Consider the following 16,217-nt stretch of genomic DNA (forward strand, 5'->3'; position numbering starts at 1 on the left):
GCGCGGTTTATTATTTTTCTGTGAGAAAACGGGGAGGCAAGCCTCCCCGTATAGGACGTATTACCAGGTGTACTTCACGCCCACATTCGCGCCCCAGTTCTGCTCGACGTCGCCGCCGCCCAGATAGGTTGCATCGCTGTATGCGCTGAAGTTTTTGGTGAAGCTGAACTGGGTGCCCAGGCCTACACGAACCGCAGAGCCTTTCACGCCGTTATCAATACGATCGCCGTTCACGTTCGCATTGTTGTCCGCGTCGTCATACACGTAAGCCAGCTTGAAGTACGGGGTCAGCGCCTGATCGCCGCCGTAGTTGAAGGTATAACCCGCATCCACACCCGCTTCGTAGCGCAGGCTGTCGTAAGACTGATCGCCCACTTTCAGACCGTTGCTCAGCTGATAGTTGTCGCCGCCCTGGAACAGACCGGATACCGCCGCATACGGCGTCACGTAGCCCGCGTCGTTCAGTTTCCAGTCGTAACCCAGCTTCATACCAAAGCCCCAGGCGTCGGTGGTGGTGTTGCCATCCACGTATTTGCCGTTGCTCATGGTCGCAGAGAGATCGTTATTGAAGCGAGAGTAGTTCAGAGAGCCGTCAATAAAGATGTCGTTAGCAAACTTCGCAGAGGCGTAAACCATCGCGGTCTGGCTGTCCTGATCCACCTGACCCGTGCGATCGCTCACGTCGCCTTTCGCGAAGCCCGCCGCACCACCGACCAGCCATTTGGCGTTGTTGCCGTCGATCTGCGTATCCAGACCAACCATGATGCCGCTGGCATTCTGGTCGTAGCTGATAACGCCGTTGTCGCCGTCGAGGTTGCCGCCGAAGTAGCTCACCCACGCGCCGCCGTTATCCGCCAGCCCGTGACGGCTGTTGGTGATGCGTGCGCCCAGGGTATCCTGCTGCATGTTCCAGATGTTGGCATTTGCAGACGGAATGCTCAGCGCCATGTTGGCGTAGTCGGTCAGCTCCTGCTGACGCAGCACCACGGTGTCGCCCTGCTGCTGCGCTTTATAGGTGTAAGCACCCAGATCCGCTTTGTTTGCCGCAGTGAAGGTCGCTTTGGTGTTCGCATTGTTGTCGTACACGCGGATCACTTCGTTGTTTTTGTAATCCGCAACGGAGCCTTCGCCGGTAGCGTTATCGATACGCACCTTGTAGTTACCGGACACTTCGCCGTTCACCGCCAGGTGACCGTCGGCGTTCAGAGCGATCACGCCCTGATCGTAGCCCGCGACGTGGCGATCGTTGGTGGTGTAACGCGCGTTGTTCAGATCCGCGTTCAGCACGTAGTCACGGCTGGCCACGTTCAGTACGCCATTGTCGGTCAGCACCATTTTATGGGTGTCAACCTGGCCCAGACCCAGCGCCAGCTCCGCGTGGTTATCCACGGTGATGGTGTTGGCGTACAGCTCTGCGGTTTCCTGCGTCAGCGCCGCGCGGCTGCCGCTGTCCAGATAGAGGCTGTGGGTTGCCACTTCGCCGCTATCGCCGATATTCAGGCTAGACGCGCCGGTCAGCGTGATGCTGTCCGCCAGCAGGCCGGAGTTTTCCACGTTAACCTGGGAGCGGTTGTTCACCGCCAGCTTGTCGATGTTAGACGACTTGCGGGTATCCCACTCGGAGCCGTTGTTCAGCGTCACGTTGAACAGGCCGCTCTGATAAACCTCGTTACCCGCGACGTGACCGTTGCTGTCGAAGGTAGAGCCAGGCCAGATGCTGTTTGGCGTCAGCGCCTTCCAGTCCACGCCGGTGTAACCCAGGCCGTACATTTGCGAGGTGCCAATCGCTTCCACGTTAGATACTGCTGCACCGACCCACTTGCTGCCGTTGTTCAGCGTCACGTCCAGCTTGTCGGTACCGTCCCAGCCGTTGGTGGTCGGGTTGTACACGCCGTCGTTGGTGGTGTCGGTTGCCGGATCGCCGTTGACGTAGAAGTTGTTGTCAAAGGTGCTGGTGAAGACGATGTCACCGGTAATGGTAGAGTGATCGAAGTTAGCCGTGGTCTGCATGGCGTTGTCAGACGCGCCCGCGGTCACAATCAGCGCCGCATCGTCAGCAGCCGAAGCGTTGGATTCGCCGTAGTCAGATGGCTTAGCAGACTGACCGTAGAAGCCGCTGGTGCCCAGATCGCGGTATGCGCCGGAGGTCAGAACCGAGTCTTTCACCACCAGTTTGTTGGTGAATACATGGCTGTTGTTCGCCACGCCTTCCTTGCTGTCGTAAGGGGTGTTATCCGCTTTCTGATAACCCTGCGTCAGGGTGATACCCGCCACGCGTGAGTTATTCTGGATCAGGATATCGGATTCCACGTTCAGGGTGATCGCGTTGCCCAGCGCATGGGTGTCCAGCGTGCGCGATTCCGTCTTGTCGCCGTTCACAACGTTATAGGCGTAGTGCTCATAGGCGTCGTTGATGGTGCTGTTGTCCACCGTCAGGCTGAAACGATCGTACTGCGCGTGCGCCTTACCGTCCGTGTCCACGCCGTCAGCACAGGTTGTGGTCATGCACTGAGAGGTGATCATGCCGTTGATTGTGCTGTTGGTGATTTTCAGGGCATTTGCACGGCCGTTCAGACCATCGTCCAGATAGTAGGTTGAGATGACACCGTTCACCGTGGACTTGTTGATCACAGGGTAGATATCACCATCGTGCGCCGCACCGGAATAATTCCAGTCTGCATAGCCATAATACCATGGTGTCGAGGCGGAATTATCGTAACCAAAAGTATTATACGTTGTTCCGGAGATATCCTTAGCATTTGCCTGAGAAGCGATAGCCAATGTACAGGCTAATGCAATTTGCGATACGACCAGTTTCTTTTTCCATGTTTGCATTGAGTCATCCCTCCTCAGGGACCTAAGCAAGATTGTCCATCAAATAATTCATGCAACAAGTTTTTATTGCGGAAAAGATTATGCAGTCTCACAGGAAAAAGGTTCAATGAATGTTTCGATTAAGTCCGAAAGCGGACAATATTTTAAAAAGAAATACAACCAATATAAAAAATCAATAAAAACATATAATTACGAACAAACAAACAGCGTAAAAAATTGAGAATCCATTTAAATGATCACCAGAAGTTATATGTAAATGATGATTCAGAAATAGCGCAAATATAAAATTAACTAAACTCCCCACAACGTCACGGGAACAACAGCAAAAAATTTAAATAAATATTAAAAAGAAGTCCCCATTCATATCCCGTCTAAATTCAGGGCGTAGATCAAGCGCGACAAAAATGCGCGAATTAAAAATTAATTCTATTATAGAAATAGCCGTTTCTCTTATTGCCGCAGGCGCGTGGCGCGCTCCCGAAACGACCACTTTAGTAAAACAGACGCGCGCGCTTTGAGGTACACTAGCGGCATTGTTCCTCAAACGTCAGGCATACCCATGACCGATTTAATTGCACGTCCCCGTCGCCTGCGCAAGTCACCCGCACTGCGCGCTATGTTTGAAGAGACAACACTGACCTTAAACGATCTGGTGTTGCCGATTTTTGTTGAAGAAGAGATCGATGACTACAAAGCTATCGATGCCATGCCGGGCGTGATGCGCATTCCGGAAAAGCATCTGGCGCGTGAAATCGAACGCATTGCCAACGCGGGTATCCGCTCGATCATGACCTTCGGGATCTCCCACCACACGGATGCCACCGGCAGCGATGCGTGGAAAGAAGATGGCCTGGTGGCGCGTATGTCGCGCATCGCGAAGCAGACCGTGCCGGAAATGATCGTTATGTCCGACACCTGTTTCTGCGAATACACCTCCCACGGCCACTGCGGCGTGCTGTGCGATCACGGCGTGGACAACGATCTCACCCTGCAAAACCTCGGCAAGCAGGCCGTGGTGGCAGCGGCGGCGGGCGCGGACTTCATCGCCCCTTCTGCGGCAATGGACGGTCAGGTGCAGGCCATCCGCCAGGCGCTGGACGCCGCCGGGTTTACCGACACGGCGATCATGTCCTACTCCACCAAGTTTGCCTCTTCCTTCTACGGCCCGTTCCGCGAAGCGGCAGGCACGGCGCTGAAGGGCGACCGTAAAACCTACCAGATGAACCCGCTGAACCGCCGCGAAGCGATCCGCGAATCCCTGCTCGACGAAGCGCAGGGCGCAGACTGCCTGATGGTGAAACCGGCGGGCGCGTATCTCGATATTCTGCGCGATATCCGCGAGCGCACCGAGCTGCCGCTGGGCGCATACCAGGTGAGCGGCGAGTACGCGATGATCAAATTCGCCGCCCAGGCGGGTGCGATCGACGAAGAGAAAGTGATTCTGGAAAGCCTCGGCGCCATCAAACGCGCGGGCGCGGATCTGATCTTCAGCTACTTCGCGCTGGATCTGGCCGAGAAGAACATTCTGCGCTGATCCCACGCTGCGCCGGGGCAATCTCGCCCGCCCCGGCCAGCCTCGCCAAAAAACGTCATCCGCCTGCAATACAAACGACATCTGCGCCTTCTACTGTCTTCGCAAGACGGCAGGAGGAGTGATCATGTTTAGTCTCGATAGCGTTCTCGATGACCTTTGGCCTCAGGCGAGGCCCGCGCCCTGGCAAAAAAGTCTGTTAAAAAGGCTGTTTTACGAAGAGGAGTTCCAGCAGTTTGCCGCAGCCCACCGCCACCTGAAAGGGCTGGATATGGTGGAGCAAGTCCTGGAGCATCTCGATATTCTCTGCACCCTTTCCGCCCGCGATCTCGAACAAATCCCCGAACACGGCCCTCTGGTCATTATCGCCAACCACCCTACCGGCACCCTCGACGGGCTGGCCCTGCTGTACGCCGTTTCCCGCGTGCGCCGGGATGTCAAAGTCGTTACCAACCGGATGCTCACCCATCTTGAGCCGCTGAGTTCGCTGTTTATCCCGGTGGATAACATGGGCGGCAGGACGGCGAAAAGCTCGCTTATCCAGATGGAGCTGCAGCTGCAAAACGCGGGCGTGCTGATTTTCTTCCCGGCTGGCGAGGTCTCGCGCCCCACGCGCAAAGGCATCCGCGATAAAAAATGGCACTCGGGCTTTATCAAGCTCGCCGGAAAGCTGCGCGCCCCGCTGCTGCCCGTGCATATTCAGGCGCGCAACAGCGCCCTGTTCTATGCCAGCACGCTGCTCTCCCCGACCCTGTCGATTCTGCTGCTGATGCAGCAGATGTTCCGCCGCCGCCACAGCACCCTGCCGATCAAAATCGGCCAGCAGATTGCCTGGGAGCACTGGTTTAGCGGCACCCTTTCACCGCGTGAGATGGCCGAGCAGTGCCGTCAGCACGTGATGCGTCTTGGCAAGGGAGTGCCCGGCGTGTTCAAAACCCAGTGCGCAATTGCCCGACCGGAAGACCGGGCGACGCTCAAGCGCGCACTGGCGCAGGCGGAGTGCCTGGGCAAAACCGGCGACGGCAAATCCATCTACCTGTGGCAGCGCGGGGGGCAGGAAGAGGCTCCGCTACTGCGCGAGCTGGGGCGCCTGCGGGAGATCGCCTTTCGCGCGGTCGGGGAAGGCAGCGGCAAGCGCCGGGACACCGATCGTTACGACGATGACTATCTGCACCTGATTCTGTGGGATGACGACGATTTAGAGATCGTCGGCGCCTACCGCTTTATGCCGACGGCGATGCAGGTTGAGACGCGCGGCGTGGAGGGGCTCTACAGCTACAGCCTGTTCCACTACGACGATAAAATGCAGGACGTGCTGGCGCAAGGCATCGAACTGGGGCGCAGCTTTATTCAGCCGCGCTACTGGGGACGCCGGGGGCTGGACTATCTGTGGTCGGGCATTGGCGCGTACCTGGCGCGCTACCCGCACTACCGTTACCTGTTTGGCCCGGTGTCGATTTCCGGGGGCTTACCCCCTGCGGCGCGGGATCTGCTGGTGGCGTTTTACCGCCTGTGGTTCCCGGCAAGCCACCCGCTGGCGGCGTCGCGCCAGCCCTATCCGGCGTCGCTGCCGGACGTGCTGGCCCAGTTCGGCGGCGTGGATTACGTGGACGACCTGACGAAGCTGAAATCCCTGCTCGGCAACCTGGGCTGCGGCATTCCGCCGCTCTACAAGCAGTATTCCGAGCTGTGCGAGCCCGGCGGGGTGCAGTTTATCGATTTCGGCAGCGACCCGGCGTTCAACAACTGCGTCGACGGGCTGGTGCTGGTAGATCTGTGTTACCTCAAGGCGAACCGCTATCAGCGGTATATTGAGGCGCATCTTTGACGGGTATTTGTATGTAGGCCGGGTAAGCGCAGCGCCACCCGGCAAGAACGACGCACAATTGCCGGGTGGCGGCTACGCCTTACCGGCCTACGAGTGCTATCAGCGGTATATTGAGGCGCAACTTTGACGGGTATTTGTATGTAGGCCGGGTAAGCGCTGCGCCACCCGGCAAGAACGGCGCACAATTGCCGGGTGGCGGCTACGCCTTACCCGGCCTACGAGTGCTAAACGGGAAAGGGTGAAAACCCATTGGGCATTCCCCTCGCCAACCGCACCGGACAGTCCCCTCTCCCCTTTGGGGAGAGGGTTAGGGTGAGGGGATCAGGCACGATAAAACGGCTTATCCCCCAGAATCGTCGCCCGCTGCATAATCCTTCTCTGCGGCAGGTAATCCGCGTTGGCGTAATGCTGCGTCACGCGGTTGTCCCAGATGGCGAGATCGTTCGCCTGCCAGCGCCAGCGCACCTGGAACTCCGGTTTGGTGATGTGCGCGAACAGGAACCCTAACAGCGCCTCGCTCTCTTTCTCGCTCACGTCCACAATGCGCGTGGTAAAGCCCTCGTTCACAAACAGCGCCTGTTTTCCCGTGACCGGATGGGTACGCACCACCGGATGCAGCAGCGGCGGGTGTTTTGCCACGGCCTCCTGCCAGCGCTGATGCTCCTCCGGCGTTTTCCGGTACTTATATTCCTGGAACGATTTCTTGAAATCATGCTCCGCGCGCAGCCCGCTCAGCAGCTTCTGGAACGGTGCCGAAAGCGCCTCAAAGGCCGCAATCCCGCTGGCCCACAGGGTATCGCCCCCGGTTTCCGGCAGCAGCTTCGCCGCCAGAATCGCCCCGGCAGGCGGCGTATCGATAAAGGTCACATCGGTATGCCAGTTGTCGTTATCCGGCGGATTATCGTTATGCGTGTCGAGGACGATAATCTCCTCCACTCCTTCCGCATGCGGGTACACCGGATGAATGTGTAAATCGCCGAAGCGCAGGGCCAGTGCGCGCTGCTGCTGCGGGGTAATCGCTTGCTCGCGCAGAAACACCACCTGATGGCGCAGCACCGCGTGATACAGCTGTTCAAACTGGTTATCGCTCAGCGGGCGGGTCACATCCAGGCCCGACACCTGCGCGCCAATGTACGGCCCCAGCGGGGTAATGGTCAGACGTTCACTCATTGTATTTCTCCATGCCAGGGCGTCAGGCGGCGCTGTAGCGCGCGCAGCCCCAGTTCTAAACCAAAGGCAATCACGGCAATCACCGCAATCCCTGCCAGCACCACGTCAGTCGCCAGAAACTCCCCGGCAGACTGCACCATAAACCCAAGGCCCCGCGTGGCGGCGATAAGCTCGGCGGCGACCAGCGTTGACCAGCCCACCCCAAGGCCGATGCGCAGCCCGGTTAAAATCTCCGGCAGCGCGCCCGGCAAAATCACAAACAGCAGCACCTGCGCGCGGCTGGCGCCCAGAGACTGCGCCGCACGAATGCGCACCTGCTGGGCGCTCTTGACGCCCGCCAGCGCCGACATGGCAACCGGGGCGAAAATCGCCAGATAAATCAGCAGGATTTTCGAGGTTTCGCCAATGCCAAACCAGATCACCATCAGCGGCAGATAGGCCAGCGGCGGCACCGGACGGTAGAGCTCAATCAGCGGGTCGAGAATGCCGCGCACCGTTGGGCTCAGGCCCATCGCGATGCCAACAGGAATACCGATAACCACCGCCGCCAGCAGCGCCACCAGAATGCGCCCGAGGCTCGCCGCCAGATGCTGCCAGAGCGTGGCGTCCATAAAGCCCTGCGGCCCGGCGATGGTAATAAGTTTTGCCAGCACCTGCTGCGGCGGCGGCAGAAACAGCGGGCTGACCCACTGCTGCGCCGCGACCGCCCACCACACCGCCAGCAGCACCAGCAGCGTGCCGATGCTCAGGGTAAGCTGGCGCGACAGGGGCCAGCGCAGGGTCAGGCGCGCGCGGCGCGCTTTTTCACTGAACACGATGCTCATGAGAAGGCCTCCCGCTGTTCAAACACCCGGCTCAGCACGTACTCGCGCTTCTCGATAAACTGCGGGTCGGATTTAATGCTGCGCACCGGCTCTCCGGCGACGTAGCGGCGGGCGAAATCGAGCGGCAGGCGTTCCAGCACGCGACCCGGCCCCGGTGAAAGCAGCACCAGCTCGGTGGCCATAAATACCGCCTCTTCGATGTCATGGGTGATTAGCAGCACCTGCTTGCCGGTTTCATGCCACAGGCGCAGCAGCAGGGTTTGCATCTGCTCGCGGGTGAAGGCGTCCAGCGCCCCGAACGGTTCGTCGAGAAGCAAAAGCTGCGGATTTGCCGCCAGCGCGCGGGCAATGCCGACGCGCTGGCGCTGACCGCCGGAAAGTTGCCAGATAAAGCGTTTTTCCGCCCCTTCCAGCCCCACTTTTTTCAGCATCTGGCGCGCGGTGTCCAGACGCTGCTCGCGCCCGACGCCCGCCAGCTGGAGGCCAAACGCCACGTTCTCCTGCACGTTGCGCCACGGCAGCAGCCCTTCGTTCTGGAAGACCACGCCGCGCTCGGCGCCGGGGCCCTCCACTTTTTTACCTTCAAGCTGGATAACGCCATGCTGATAAGGAACAAACCCGGCAATCAGATTCAGCAGCGTGGTTTTCCCGCAGCCGGACGGCCCCAGCACCACCAGCAGCTCACCGCCGTCGAGCGTCAGGTTGATATCCTCCAGCGCGGGCTTTCCGCCGTAGCTGGCGTGCAGGTTTGAAATGGTCAGCATGGCAGTCCCCTTATTTCACAAAGCGATCGGTCACGTACTGGCTGTAATCCGCCGCCACCGCAGGCACTTTGCCCTGCTCTTTCAGGAAGGTCGCGGTATCGACAATCGCTTTATTCACCGGCCCGGCGAGCTGTTGCACCTGCTGGGCAGGGGTGAGATAGGTATTGCCCTTCACCAGACCCGGCACGTCCGCTTCCGGCACGCCGCTCAGACGGGACAGTTTTTCCAGGTTGGCGGGCTGCTTCAGCCACTCATCCGGGTTGCTGATGTAAGGCTGCTGGGCGTCGATGGCGCTTTTGGCAAAGGCTTTCACCACCTCAGGATGCTTCTCGGCGAAGTCTTTACGCACGACCCACACGTCGAGGGTTGGCGCACCCCACTGCCCGACCTTTTCCGAGTCGGTCAGCACGGTGCCGTCTTTTTCCAGCTCGTTGACCGCAGGCGCCCAGACGTAGGCCCCGTCAATGTCGCCACGCTGCCAGGCGGCAATAATCGCCGGCGGCTGCAGGTTGATGATTTGCACCTGGCCCGGCTTGATGCCCCAGTGCTTGAGCGCCGCGAGCAGGCTGTAGTGGGTGGTTGAGATAAACGGCACCGCGATGCGCTTGCCGATCAGATCTTCGGGCTTCGTGATATTTTTCTTCACCACCAGCGCTTCGGAGTTCCCGAGCTGGGAGGCCAGCAGGAAAACTTCAATCGGCACCTGCTGGCTGGCCGCCACCGCCAGCGGGCTTGAGCCGAGGTTGCCAATCTGCACGTCGCCCGAGGCTAACGCGCGAACAATCGCCGCGCCGCTGTCGAATTTGCGCCAGTCCACTTTTGCCCCGCTCTCTTTGGCAAAGGTGTTGTCCGCCTGCGCGACCTTCGCCGGCTCCGCAGAGGTTTGATACGCGACGGTAACGTCCACCGCCTGCGCCTGAAATGCCCACAGCGCCAGTGCGCCAAGTAACGTAATACGCGATGAAATTGCCATAATGCCTGCCCCCGTTGTTGTTATGGGGGCAGTATTTCCGGCGCGGGAATTTTGATAAAGGAATTAAAAAGCATCGCTAATTACGATTCGTTTTTAGATAAAAACCGGCAAAGCATAGCTAAAAACGGTAAATACCGATCCCCGCTAGCGCCGCGCTTCCTCCAGCAGGCGTTCAACCATCCCGCGGCGCGGATCGTTTTCGCCAAGCGTTTGCAGCACCGCCTGACCCGATTTTACCGCCTCGTCCCGCCGCCCCTGCTCCAGGGCATTGACGGCGTAGAGGACGATCAGCCGCGGATCGGCTTCGCCAGCCTGAATGCGCTCGCGCAGCAGCTCCCCGCCACGCTGCTTATCTTCCGGGCTGGAGGACTGGGTCAGCCCCTTCGCGTAGCCCAGCAGCGCCTCCCGGTTGTCCGGCTCCATCTGATACCCCCTTTTCCAGGCGTGCAGCGCGGTTTCGCCGTCGTCTGCCAGGGTGGCGAGGCGCGCCATGAGCATCCACAGCCGCGCCGAGGGCTCACCCTGCATCAGCCGGGTGCGCAGCCCGAGCGTGAGCTGCTGCAGCTCCTCGTGGTTGAGCGGCTCCGCCTGCGGGTTTTCCAGCCTGAGCAGCAGCGCCGGGGCGGCGCCTACCGCCGTTTGCCAGGCGCGCACCTGGGTATAGCTTCCGGTTTGCAGATAGCAAAAAGCGCCAAACCCGACCGCCAGCGCCACGCCCGGCGCCAGCCATCCCACGCCGAGCGGTTTCGCCGGCGCGGTCGCCTCTGCAACCCTGCGCACCGGCGCAGTCCGCCTGCACGAGCGGCGAAAAATAACGACGCCGCCCGCCGCGACGGTCAGGGCGGGCAGCAGCCACAGCAGCGAGGTCGCGACGGTAAACGGCGGATCGTAGGTCACGAACTGGCCGTAGCGCGCCACCATATACCCGACGATCTCCTCGCGGCTTTTGCCCTCCTGCAGCAGCGACCAGACCTTTTCCCGCATGTCGGTGGCAATCGCGGCGTTAGAGTCGGCGATGCTGTTGTTCTGGCATTTCGGGCAGCGAAGCTGCGCGGTCAGCTCGCGCCAGGCCTGCTCCTGCTCGGCGCTGGCAAAAACCCGCACCGCTTCGCTCGCCGTCGCAGAGGCCGCGCACAGCAGCAGGGCGAGCAGAAGTGATTTCATCATCGCGCCTCCCCCACCGCCTGCAGCCACAGCGGCTTCAGCTTCTGTTCCCACACGTCCGGCGTCAGCGCCCCCGCGTAGCGGTAGCGCACGATCCCTTTCGCATCGATCAGAAAGGTTTCCGGCGCGCCGTAAACGCCCAGCTCCATCCCCGCCATGCCGTCGCCGTCGAAGAGGCTCAGGGCGTAGGGGTTACCCAGCGCGTTCAGCCAGGCGCGCGCCTTCTGGCGGTCGTCTTTGTAGTTCAGGCCGTAGATCCGCACGCCCTCGCCCGCGAGCTGGTTTAAAAAACGGTGCTCGGCGCGGCACGTCGGGCACCAGGTGGCCCAGACATTCACCAGCGCCGGGCCGGCCAGTTGTGCGGTAAAGCCTATTGATGCGTCATCCAGCACGGACAACCTCAGCGTCGGGATCGGCTTCCCCACCAGCGCAGACTCGAGCTGCGTCGGGTCGTCCCCCTGCGCGTTGCGCTCAAGCTGCACCAGCAGCGCTATCGCCAGCGCCGCGAACAGCGCCAGCGGGAGCAGGTACGGGTAGCGTTTCATTTCACTCTCCTTTTTCGCAAGCGCGGGTCGGCCAGGCAGACCAGCCCGCCCAGCGCCATCAGCAGGCCGCCCGCCCAGATCCAGCGCACGAAGGGTTTGATGTACAGGCGCAGCGCCCAGGTGCCGTTATCCAGCGGCTCGCCCAGCGCGGCATACAGATCCCGCGTCAGGCCGCCGTCAATCGCCGCTTCGGTCATCACCATGCGGTTGCCGTAGCGGCGCTTTTCGGCGAGCAGGGTCGCAACGGGCCGGTCATTTTGCGTAACCGTCAGCGCCCCCGTTGAGCCAATCCAGTTGGGCCCGACGCTCTCCTTCACGCCGTCGAAGGTAAAGCGGTAATCCTGTATCTGGACGCTCTCGCCCGGCCGCATCCGCACGTCGCGCTCCACGCTGAAGTTCTGGCTAAACGCAATGCCAATAACCGTCACCGCCACGCCGAGATGCGCCAGCACCATGCCCCGCTGACCGCAGGACATCGCGATCCCCGCGCGGTGCCAGCGCAGCAGCAGCGCCAGCGTCAGGCAGACAATCACCAGCGCCATCGCCACGCCGAGCGCGGCTATCGCCACCAGGCGCCCCTGCATCAGCCACGGCAGCAGAAGGGCCGCCAGCGCGATGAGCGCCGCGCCCGGCAGCAGGCGCCTGAGCGAGCGGGGGTTATCGCGCCCCCAGCGCACCAGCGGCCCGAGCCCCATCAGCAGGGAAAACGGCACCATCAGCGCCACAAACAGGGAATTAAAGAAGGGCTCGCCCACGGAGATGGATCCCAGCCCAAGCTGCTTGTGCACCAGCGGCAGCAGCGTGCCGAGCAGCACCACCAGCATGGCGGTCATCAGCAGCACGTTATTACCGAGCAGCAGGGACTCCCGCGACCAGAGCCCGCTGTTTACCCGGGAGCGCAGGCGGTAGCCGCGCAGGGCAAACAGCAGCAGGGAGCCGCCGACGATCAGGGCGATAAAGGCCATGATCGTCATGCCGCGCGCGGGATCGGATGCAAAGGCGTGAACCGACACCAGTACACCGGAGCGCACGAGGAACGTACCGAGCAGGCACAGGGAAAACGCGGCGATAGAGAGCAGCAGCGTCCAGGCCTTAAAGCCGTCGCGCTTATCGCTCACAATCAGCGAATGCAGCAGCGCGGTGCCCACCAGCCAGGGCATCAGCGAGGCGTTTTCCACCGGATCCCAGAACCACCAGCCGCCCCACCCCAGCTCGTAGTAGGCCCAGGCGGAGCCCATCACCATACCGAGGGTCAGGAAGATCCACGCCGCCAGCGCCCAGGGTCTGGCGCTGCGGGCGCTGGCGCGGTCAAACTCGCCCCCCAGCAGGGCGGCAATCGCAAAGGCAAACGACACCGAAAAGCCCACGTAGCCCATGTAGAGCAGCGGCGGATGGAGGATAAGCCCCGGATCCTGCAACATCGGGTTCAGGTCGCGCCCCTCCAGCGGAAAATCCGGCAGCGTGCGCGCGAAGGGGTTGGAGGTGAAGACAATAAACAGCAGCATCCCGAGGGTGATTAGCCCCATCACCGCCAGCACCCGCGCCAGGGTTTTGATCGGCACCTGGCGGCTGCACAGCGCAACGGCAAACGTCCAGCCGCTCATCAGCAGCACCCACAGCAGCAGGGAGCCTTCATGCGCCCCCCACGCCGCCGCCAGCCGATACCACACCGGCAGCAGGGAGCTGGAGTTGGCCGCCACGTAGGCGACCGTAAAATCATTTTCAGCCAGGCAGCGCATCAGCAGAACGAAGGCGCCGCCGATGCTCACAAACAGCAGGCAGGCGAGCAGGCGCGACAGCCCCATCAGGCGCACGTCCCCGCGCGCCGCGCCGAACAGGGGGAAGACCGTCTGGAGAAGGGCGATGGCGATAGCCGCGCACAGCAGGGCATTCCCCGCTTCCGGCATCATGGTCTGCCCGCCCGCTGGTGGTTATCCTGCATCGCTTTTGAGACTTCCGGCGGGGTGTAGTTTTCGTCATGCTTCGCCAGCACCTCTTTCGCCAGCACCACGTTGCCCGGCAGCAGCTCGCCCTGCACCACCACGCCCTGCTCCTCCCGGAACAGATCCGGCAGGATGCCGCTGTAGAGCACCGTGATTTCCGCCCCGGCATCGTACAGATGGAAGCGAATATCCAGAGAATCGAGCGCGCGATCCACGCTGCCCGCTTTCACCATTCCCCCCACGCGCAGGCGCTGCCCGACCTCGGGCTTCAGCCCGGTTTCGTGCTTGCCGAAGCGGATCTCTTCGGGGGTGTAAAACAGATCGATGTTGCTGCTCAGGGCGTACAGCACCAGCCCGGCGGTGAGGCTCAGACCGCTGAGTATGGCGGCGGCCGCCCACAGGCGATTGCGTCGGCGCGGATTCATCCCTTCTCCTTCTCGGCGTGGGGGTTGAGCGAGCGCAGCAGCGCCCGGTGCTGATGTTCGCTATGCCAGGTCAGCGCCGCCAGGGGGATCAGGGTTAGGGCGAACGACAGCCAGACGTAAAAGGCGTAGCCGCCCATCGAAAAAAAAGCGGCCCAGGAAGAAAATGCGCTGGTCATGAAAAGCCTCGCGGAATGAAAAGTTCAGATACCCACGAACGACGGCGTTCGTGGAACAAAATGAGGGTGCGAAGACGCATTAAGGTCAGGGTGGCGCAGGTCAGCAAAAAGCCCAGAATGGCGATCCGCAGCGGGAAGCGCATCTCCGGCGCAACGCTTTGCTGCATCCGCGTGGAGCCCTGGTGCAGCGTGTTCCACCACTCCACCGAATAATGAATGATGGGCAGGTTCACCACGCCAATCAGCACCAGAATGCCCATCGCCTGCCCGGCCTGCTTACGGTCGTCAATGGCGGACCACAGGGCCATTGCCCCCATGTAGAGGAACAGCAGCACCAGCTCGGAGGTCAGACGCGCGTCCCAGACCCACCAGGTGCCCCACATGGGTTTTCCCCACGCGGCCCCGGTCGCCAGCGCGATAAAGGTGCAGACCGCCCCCACCGGCGCCATCGCGGCGATCGCCAGGTTCGCCATTTTTATTTGCCAGACCAGGCCAACAAAGGCCGCCGCCGCCATTGCGGCGTACAGCCCCATTGAGCAAATCGCCGCCGGGACGTGCAGGTAAATGATGCGATACCCGTCGCCCTGCTGATAATCCGCCGGGGCAAACGCCATCCCCCAGATAAGCCCGCACGCCAGCAGCAAAAGGCTGATAGCGGCGCACCAGGGGATGCACCGGCAGCACAGCGCGTAGAGCCGGGAAGGCATCGCGAGCGGGTGAAGTCTTTTCCACATAAAGCTCCCTCTTCGATGAAACGTCTTATTGAAGGCCAATCCGCAGCGCGGCGGCGGTAGCAAACGGGCTTAAGGTTGCGCTCGCGGCCAGCAGCGCGCCCAGGATGGCAAAATAGCCCTGCACGGGCAGGTGTCCCGCGGCGGCGTCCATCGCCGCCGTAGCGAAAATCAGCAGCGGAACGGTGAGCGGCAGCACCAGCAGGCTCAGCAGCACGCCGCCGCGCTTCACCCCCACCGTGAGCGCCACGCCCGGCGCGCCGAGCAGGCTAAGGGTTAAGGTGCCGGGCAACAGGGTGCCGGCCATCACCCAGCCGCCGTAGCCGTCCATCCCCAGCAGCAGCGCCGCCAGCGGTGAGAACAGCAGCAGCGGCAGACCGGTCATCAGCCAGTGGGCGATGATTTTTGCCAGCGCCACCAGCGGCAGCGGCACGGGCATCAGCAGCAGCTGTTCGAGGCTGCCGTCCTGAAAGTCGTCGCGAAACAGGCGCTCCAGCGCCAGCAGCGAGGAGAGCAGCGCCGCCACCCAGATAACACCGGGCGCAATGCGCGCCAGCACCTGCGGCTCGGGGCCAACGCCGAGCGGGAAAAGCGTAATCACAATCAGAAAGAACCCGAGCGGATTCAGCAGGTCTGCCGGGTGCCGCCACCCTGCCCGCAGCTCCATCGCGATAATGGTCAGCAGCATGATGTGTCCCCCGTGAGGGAGATTTGCCGAAGCGAGTCGACGGCCAGCGGCTGATGGCTGGTAAAAATCACCGCCCCGCCCCGCTGCGCGTGCGCCACCAGACGCTGCGTGAGCAGCGCAACCCCGGCGGCATCGATAGCGGTAAAGGGTTCATCGAGGATCCACAGCGGCGCGCGGCTCAGCCACAGCCGCGCCAGCGCAATCCGGCGCTGCTGCCCGGCGGACAGCCGGTTCGCCGGGGTGTTTTCTTCCCCCTCAAGCCCGACGCTGCGCAGGGCGGCGTCCAGCGCCTCGCGGGTGTCCTGATGGTAAAAGCGTAAATTCTCTCGCGCCGTCAGCCGGGCGTTCACCCCGGGGCGATGGCCCATCCACAGCAGATGCTGGTGAAAATGCCCGCGCACGTCAGAGAGCGGCTCGCCGCGCCAGGTCACGCCGCCCTCTTCCGGCTGCGCCAGCCCGGTTAATATCCGCAGCAGCGTGGTTTTTCCCGCGCCGTTCTCCCCGGTGATTTGCACCAGCGCGCCGGATGAGACGGTAAAAGAGAGATCGGAAAAGAGCGTGCGCGCGTGGCGTTCGCAGCTGAGATTCACGGCTTCAAGCATGAGGTTTCCCACTCATCG

15 protein-coding genes are annotated in these 16,217 nt (G+C 61.6%); 2 read left to right on the plus strand and 13 right to left on the minus strand.

Going from position 1 to position 16,217, the window contains the following annotated elements; translation table 11 throughout:
* Window positions 1–60: 60 nt before the first annotated feature.
* The gene (locus AB6V08_RS19940; RefSeq protein ID WP_368544544.1) at window positions 61–2,835 is read right to left on the minus strand and encodes an autotransporter outer membrane beta-barrel domain-containing protein; all 2,775 of its coding nucleotides are present in this window, start codon (window positions 2,833–2,835) and stop codon (window positions 61–63) included.
* 559 nt (window positions 2,836–3,394) lie between these two features.
* Here AB6V08_RS19940 and hemB point away from each other — a divergent pair.
* Window positions 3,395–4,369: a porphobilinogen synthase gene (gene hemB / locus AB6V08_RS19945; RefSeq protein ID WP_368544545.1), complete on the plus strand. Its 975-nt coding sequence runs from the start codon at window positions 3,395–3,397 to the stop codon at window positions 4,367–4,369.
* 124 nt (window positions 4,370–4,493) lie between these two features.
* The gene (locus AB6V08_RS19950; protein WP_368544546.1) at window positions 4,494–6,194 is read left to right on the plus strand and encodes a lysophospholipid acyltransferase family protein; all 1,701 of its coding nucleotides are present in this window, start codon (window positions 4,494–4,496) and stop codon (window positions 6,192–6,194) included.
* Between the two features lie 321 nt (window positions 6,195–6,515).
* Here the strand turns inward: AB6V08_RS19950 and tauD are convergent, their stop codons facing one another.
* The 12 genes from tauD to ccmA form a co-directional block, all read right to left on the minus strand.
* Complete coding sequence (tauD, locus tag AB6V08_RS19955; protein WP_368544547.1) at window positions 6,516–7,364, minus strand: taurine dioxygenase; 849 nt, start codon at window positions 7,362–7,364, stop codon at window positions 6,516–6,518.
* Window positions 7,361–8,188: a taurine ABC transporter permease TauC gene (tauC, locus tag AB6V08_RS19960; RefSeq protein WP_368544548.1), complete on the minus strand. Its 828-nt coding sequence runs from the start codon at window positions 8,186–8,188 to the stop codon at window positions 7,361–7,363. Before tauC ends, tauD begins: the two co-directional genes overlap by 4 nt.
* Window positions 8,185–8,952 carry a taurine ABC transporter ATP-binding subunit gene (gene tauB / locus AB6V08_RS19965; protein ID WP_368544549.1) on the minus strand — a complete coding sequence of 256 codons (768 nt, stop codon included), beginning with the start codon at window positions 8,950–8,952 and terminating at the stop codon, window positions 8,185–8,187. Before tauB ends, tauC begins: the two co-directional genes overlap by 4 nt.
* A gap of 10 nt (window positions 8,953–8,962) precedes the next feature.
* A complete protein-coding gene (tauA, locus tag AB6V08_RS19970; protein WP_368544550.1) occupies window positions 8,963–9,925 on the minus strand; it encodes a taurine ABC transporter substrate-binding protein in 963 nt (320 codons plus the stop codon).
* Between the two features lie 144 nt (window positions 9,926–10,069).
* Window positions 10,070–11,092, minus strand: a complete 1,023-nt coding sequence (locus AB6V08_RS19975; RefSeq protein WP_368544551.1) for a cytochrome c-type biogenesis protein CcmH — start codon at window positions 11,090–11,092, stop codon at window positions 10,070–10,072.
* Window positions 11,089–11,634: a DsbE family thiol:disulfide interchange protein gene (locus tag AB6V08_RS19980; RefSeq protein ID WP_368544552.1), complete on the minus strand. Its 546-nt coding sequence runs from the start codon at window positions 11,632–11,634 to the stop codon at window positions 11,089–11,091. The genes AB6V08_RS19975 and AB6V08_RS19980 overlap by 4 nt, the downstream gene beginning before the upstream one ends.
* Window positions 11,631–13,544, minus strand: coding sequence for a heme lyase CcmF/NrfE family subunit (locus AB6V08_RS19985; protein ID WP_368544553.1), 1,914 nt, complete (start codon window positions 13,542–13,544; stop codon window positions 11,631–11,633). Before AB6V08_RS19985 ends, AB6V08_RS19980 begins: the two co-directional genes overlap by 4 nt.
* Window positions 13,541–14,002: a cytochrome c maturation protein CcmE gene (gene ccmE / locus AB6V08_RS19990; RefSeq protein WP_368544554.1), complete on the minus strand. Its 462-nt coding sequence runs from the start codon at window positions 14,000–14,002 to the stop codon at window positions 13,541–13,543. Before ccmE ends, AB6V08_RS19985 begins: the two co-directional genes overlap by 4 nt.
* On the minus strand, window positions 13,999–14,178 hold the full coding sequence (gene ccmD / locus AB6V08_RS19995) for a heme exporter protein CcmD (RefSeq protein ID WP_368544555.1): 180 nt from the start codon (window positions 14,176–14,178) through the stop codon (window positions 13,999–14,001). The genes ccmE and ccmD overlap by 4 nt, the downstream gene beginning before the upstream one ends.
* Window positions 14,175–14,912, minus strand: a complete 738-nt coding sequence (locus tag AB6V08_RS20000; protein WP_368544556.1) for a heme ABC transporter permease — start codon at window positions 14,910–14,912, stop codon at window positions 14,175–14,177. Before AB6V08_RS20000 ends, ccmD begins: the two co-directional genes overlap by 4 nt.
* 25 nt (window positions 14,913–14,937) lie before the next feature.
* Window positions 14,938–15,597 carry a heme exporter protein CcmB gene (gene ccmB / locus AB6V08_RS20005; protein WP_368544557.1) on the minus strand — a complete coding sequence of 220 codons (660 nt, stop codon included), beginning with the start codon at window positions 15,595–15,597 and terminating at the stop codon, window positions 14,938–14,940.
* Window positions 15,588–16,199 carry a cytochrome c biogenesis heme-transporting ATPase CcmA gene (gene ccmA, locus AB6V08_RS20010; RefSeq protein ID WP_368544558.1) on the minus strand — a complete coding sequence of 204 codons (612 nt, stop codon included), beginning with the start codon at window positions 16,197–16,199 and terminating at the stop codon, window positions 15,588–15,590. The genes ccmB and ccmA overlap by 10 nt, the downstream gene beginning before the upstream one ends.
* Between the last annotated feature and the right edge of the window lie 18 nt (window positions 16,200–16,217).

The organism is Enterobacter soli, from assembly GCF_964208575.1.
GTDB lineage: Bacteria > Pseudomonadota > Gammaproteobacteria > Enterobacterales > Enterobacteriaceae > Enterobacter > Enterobacter soli_A.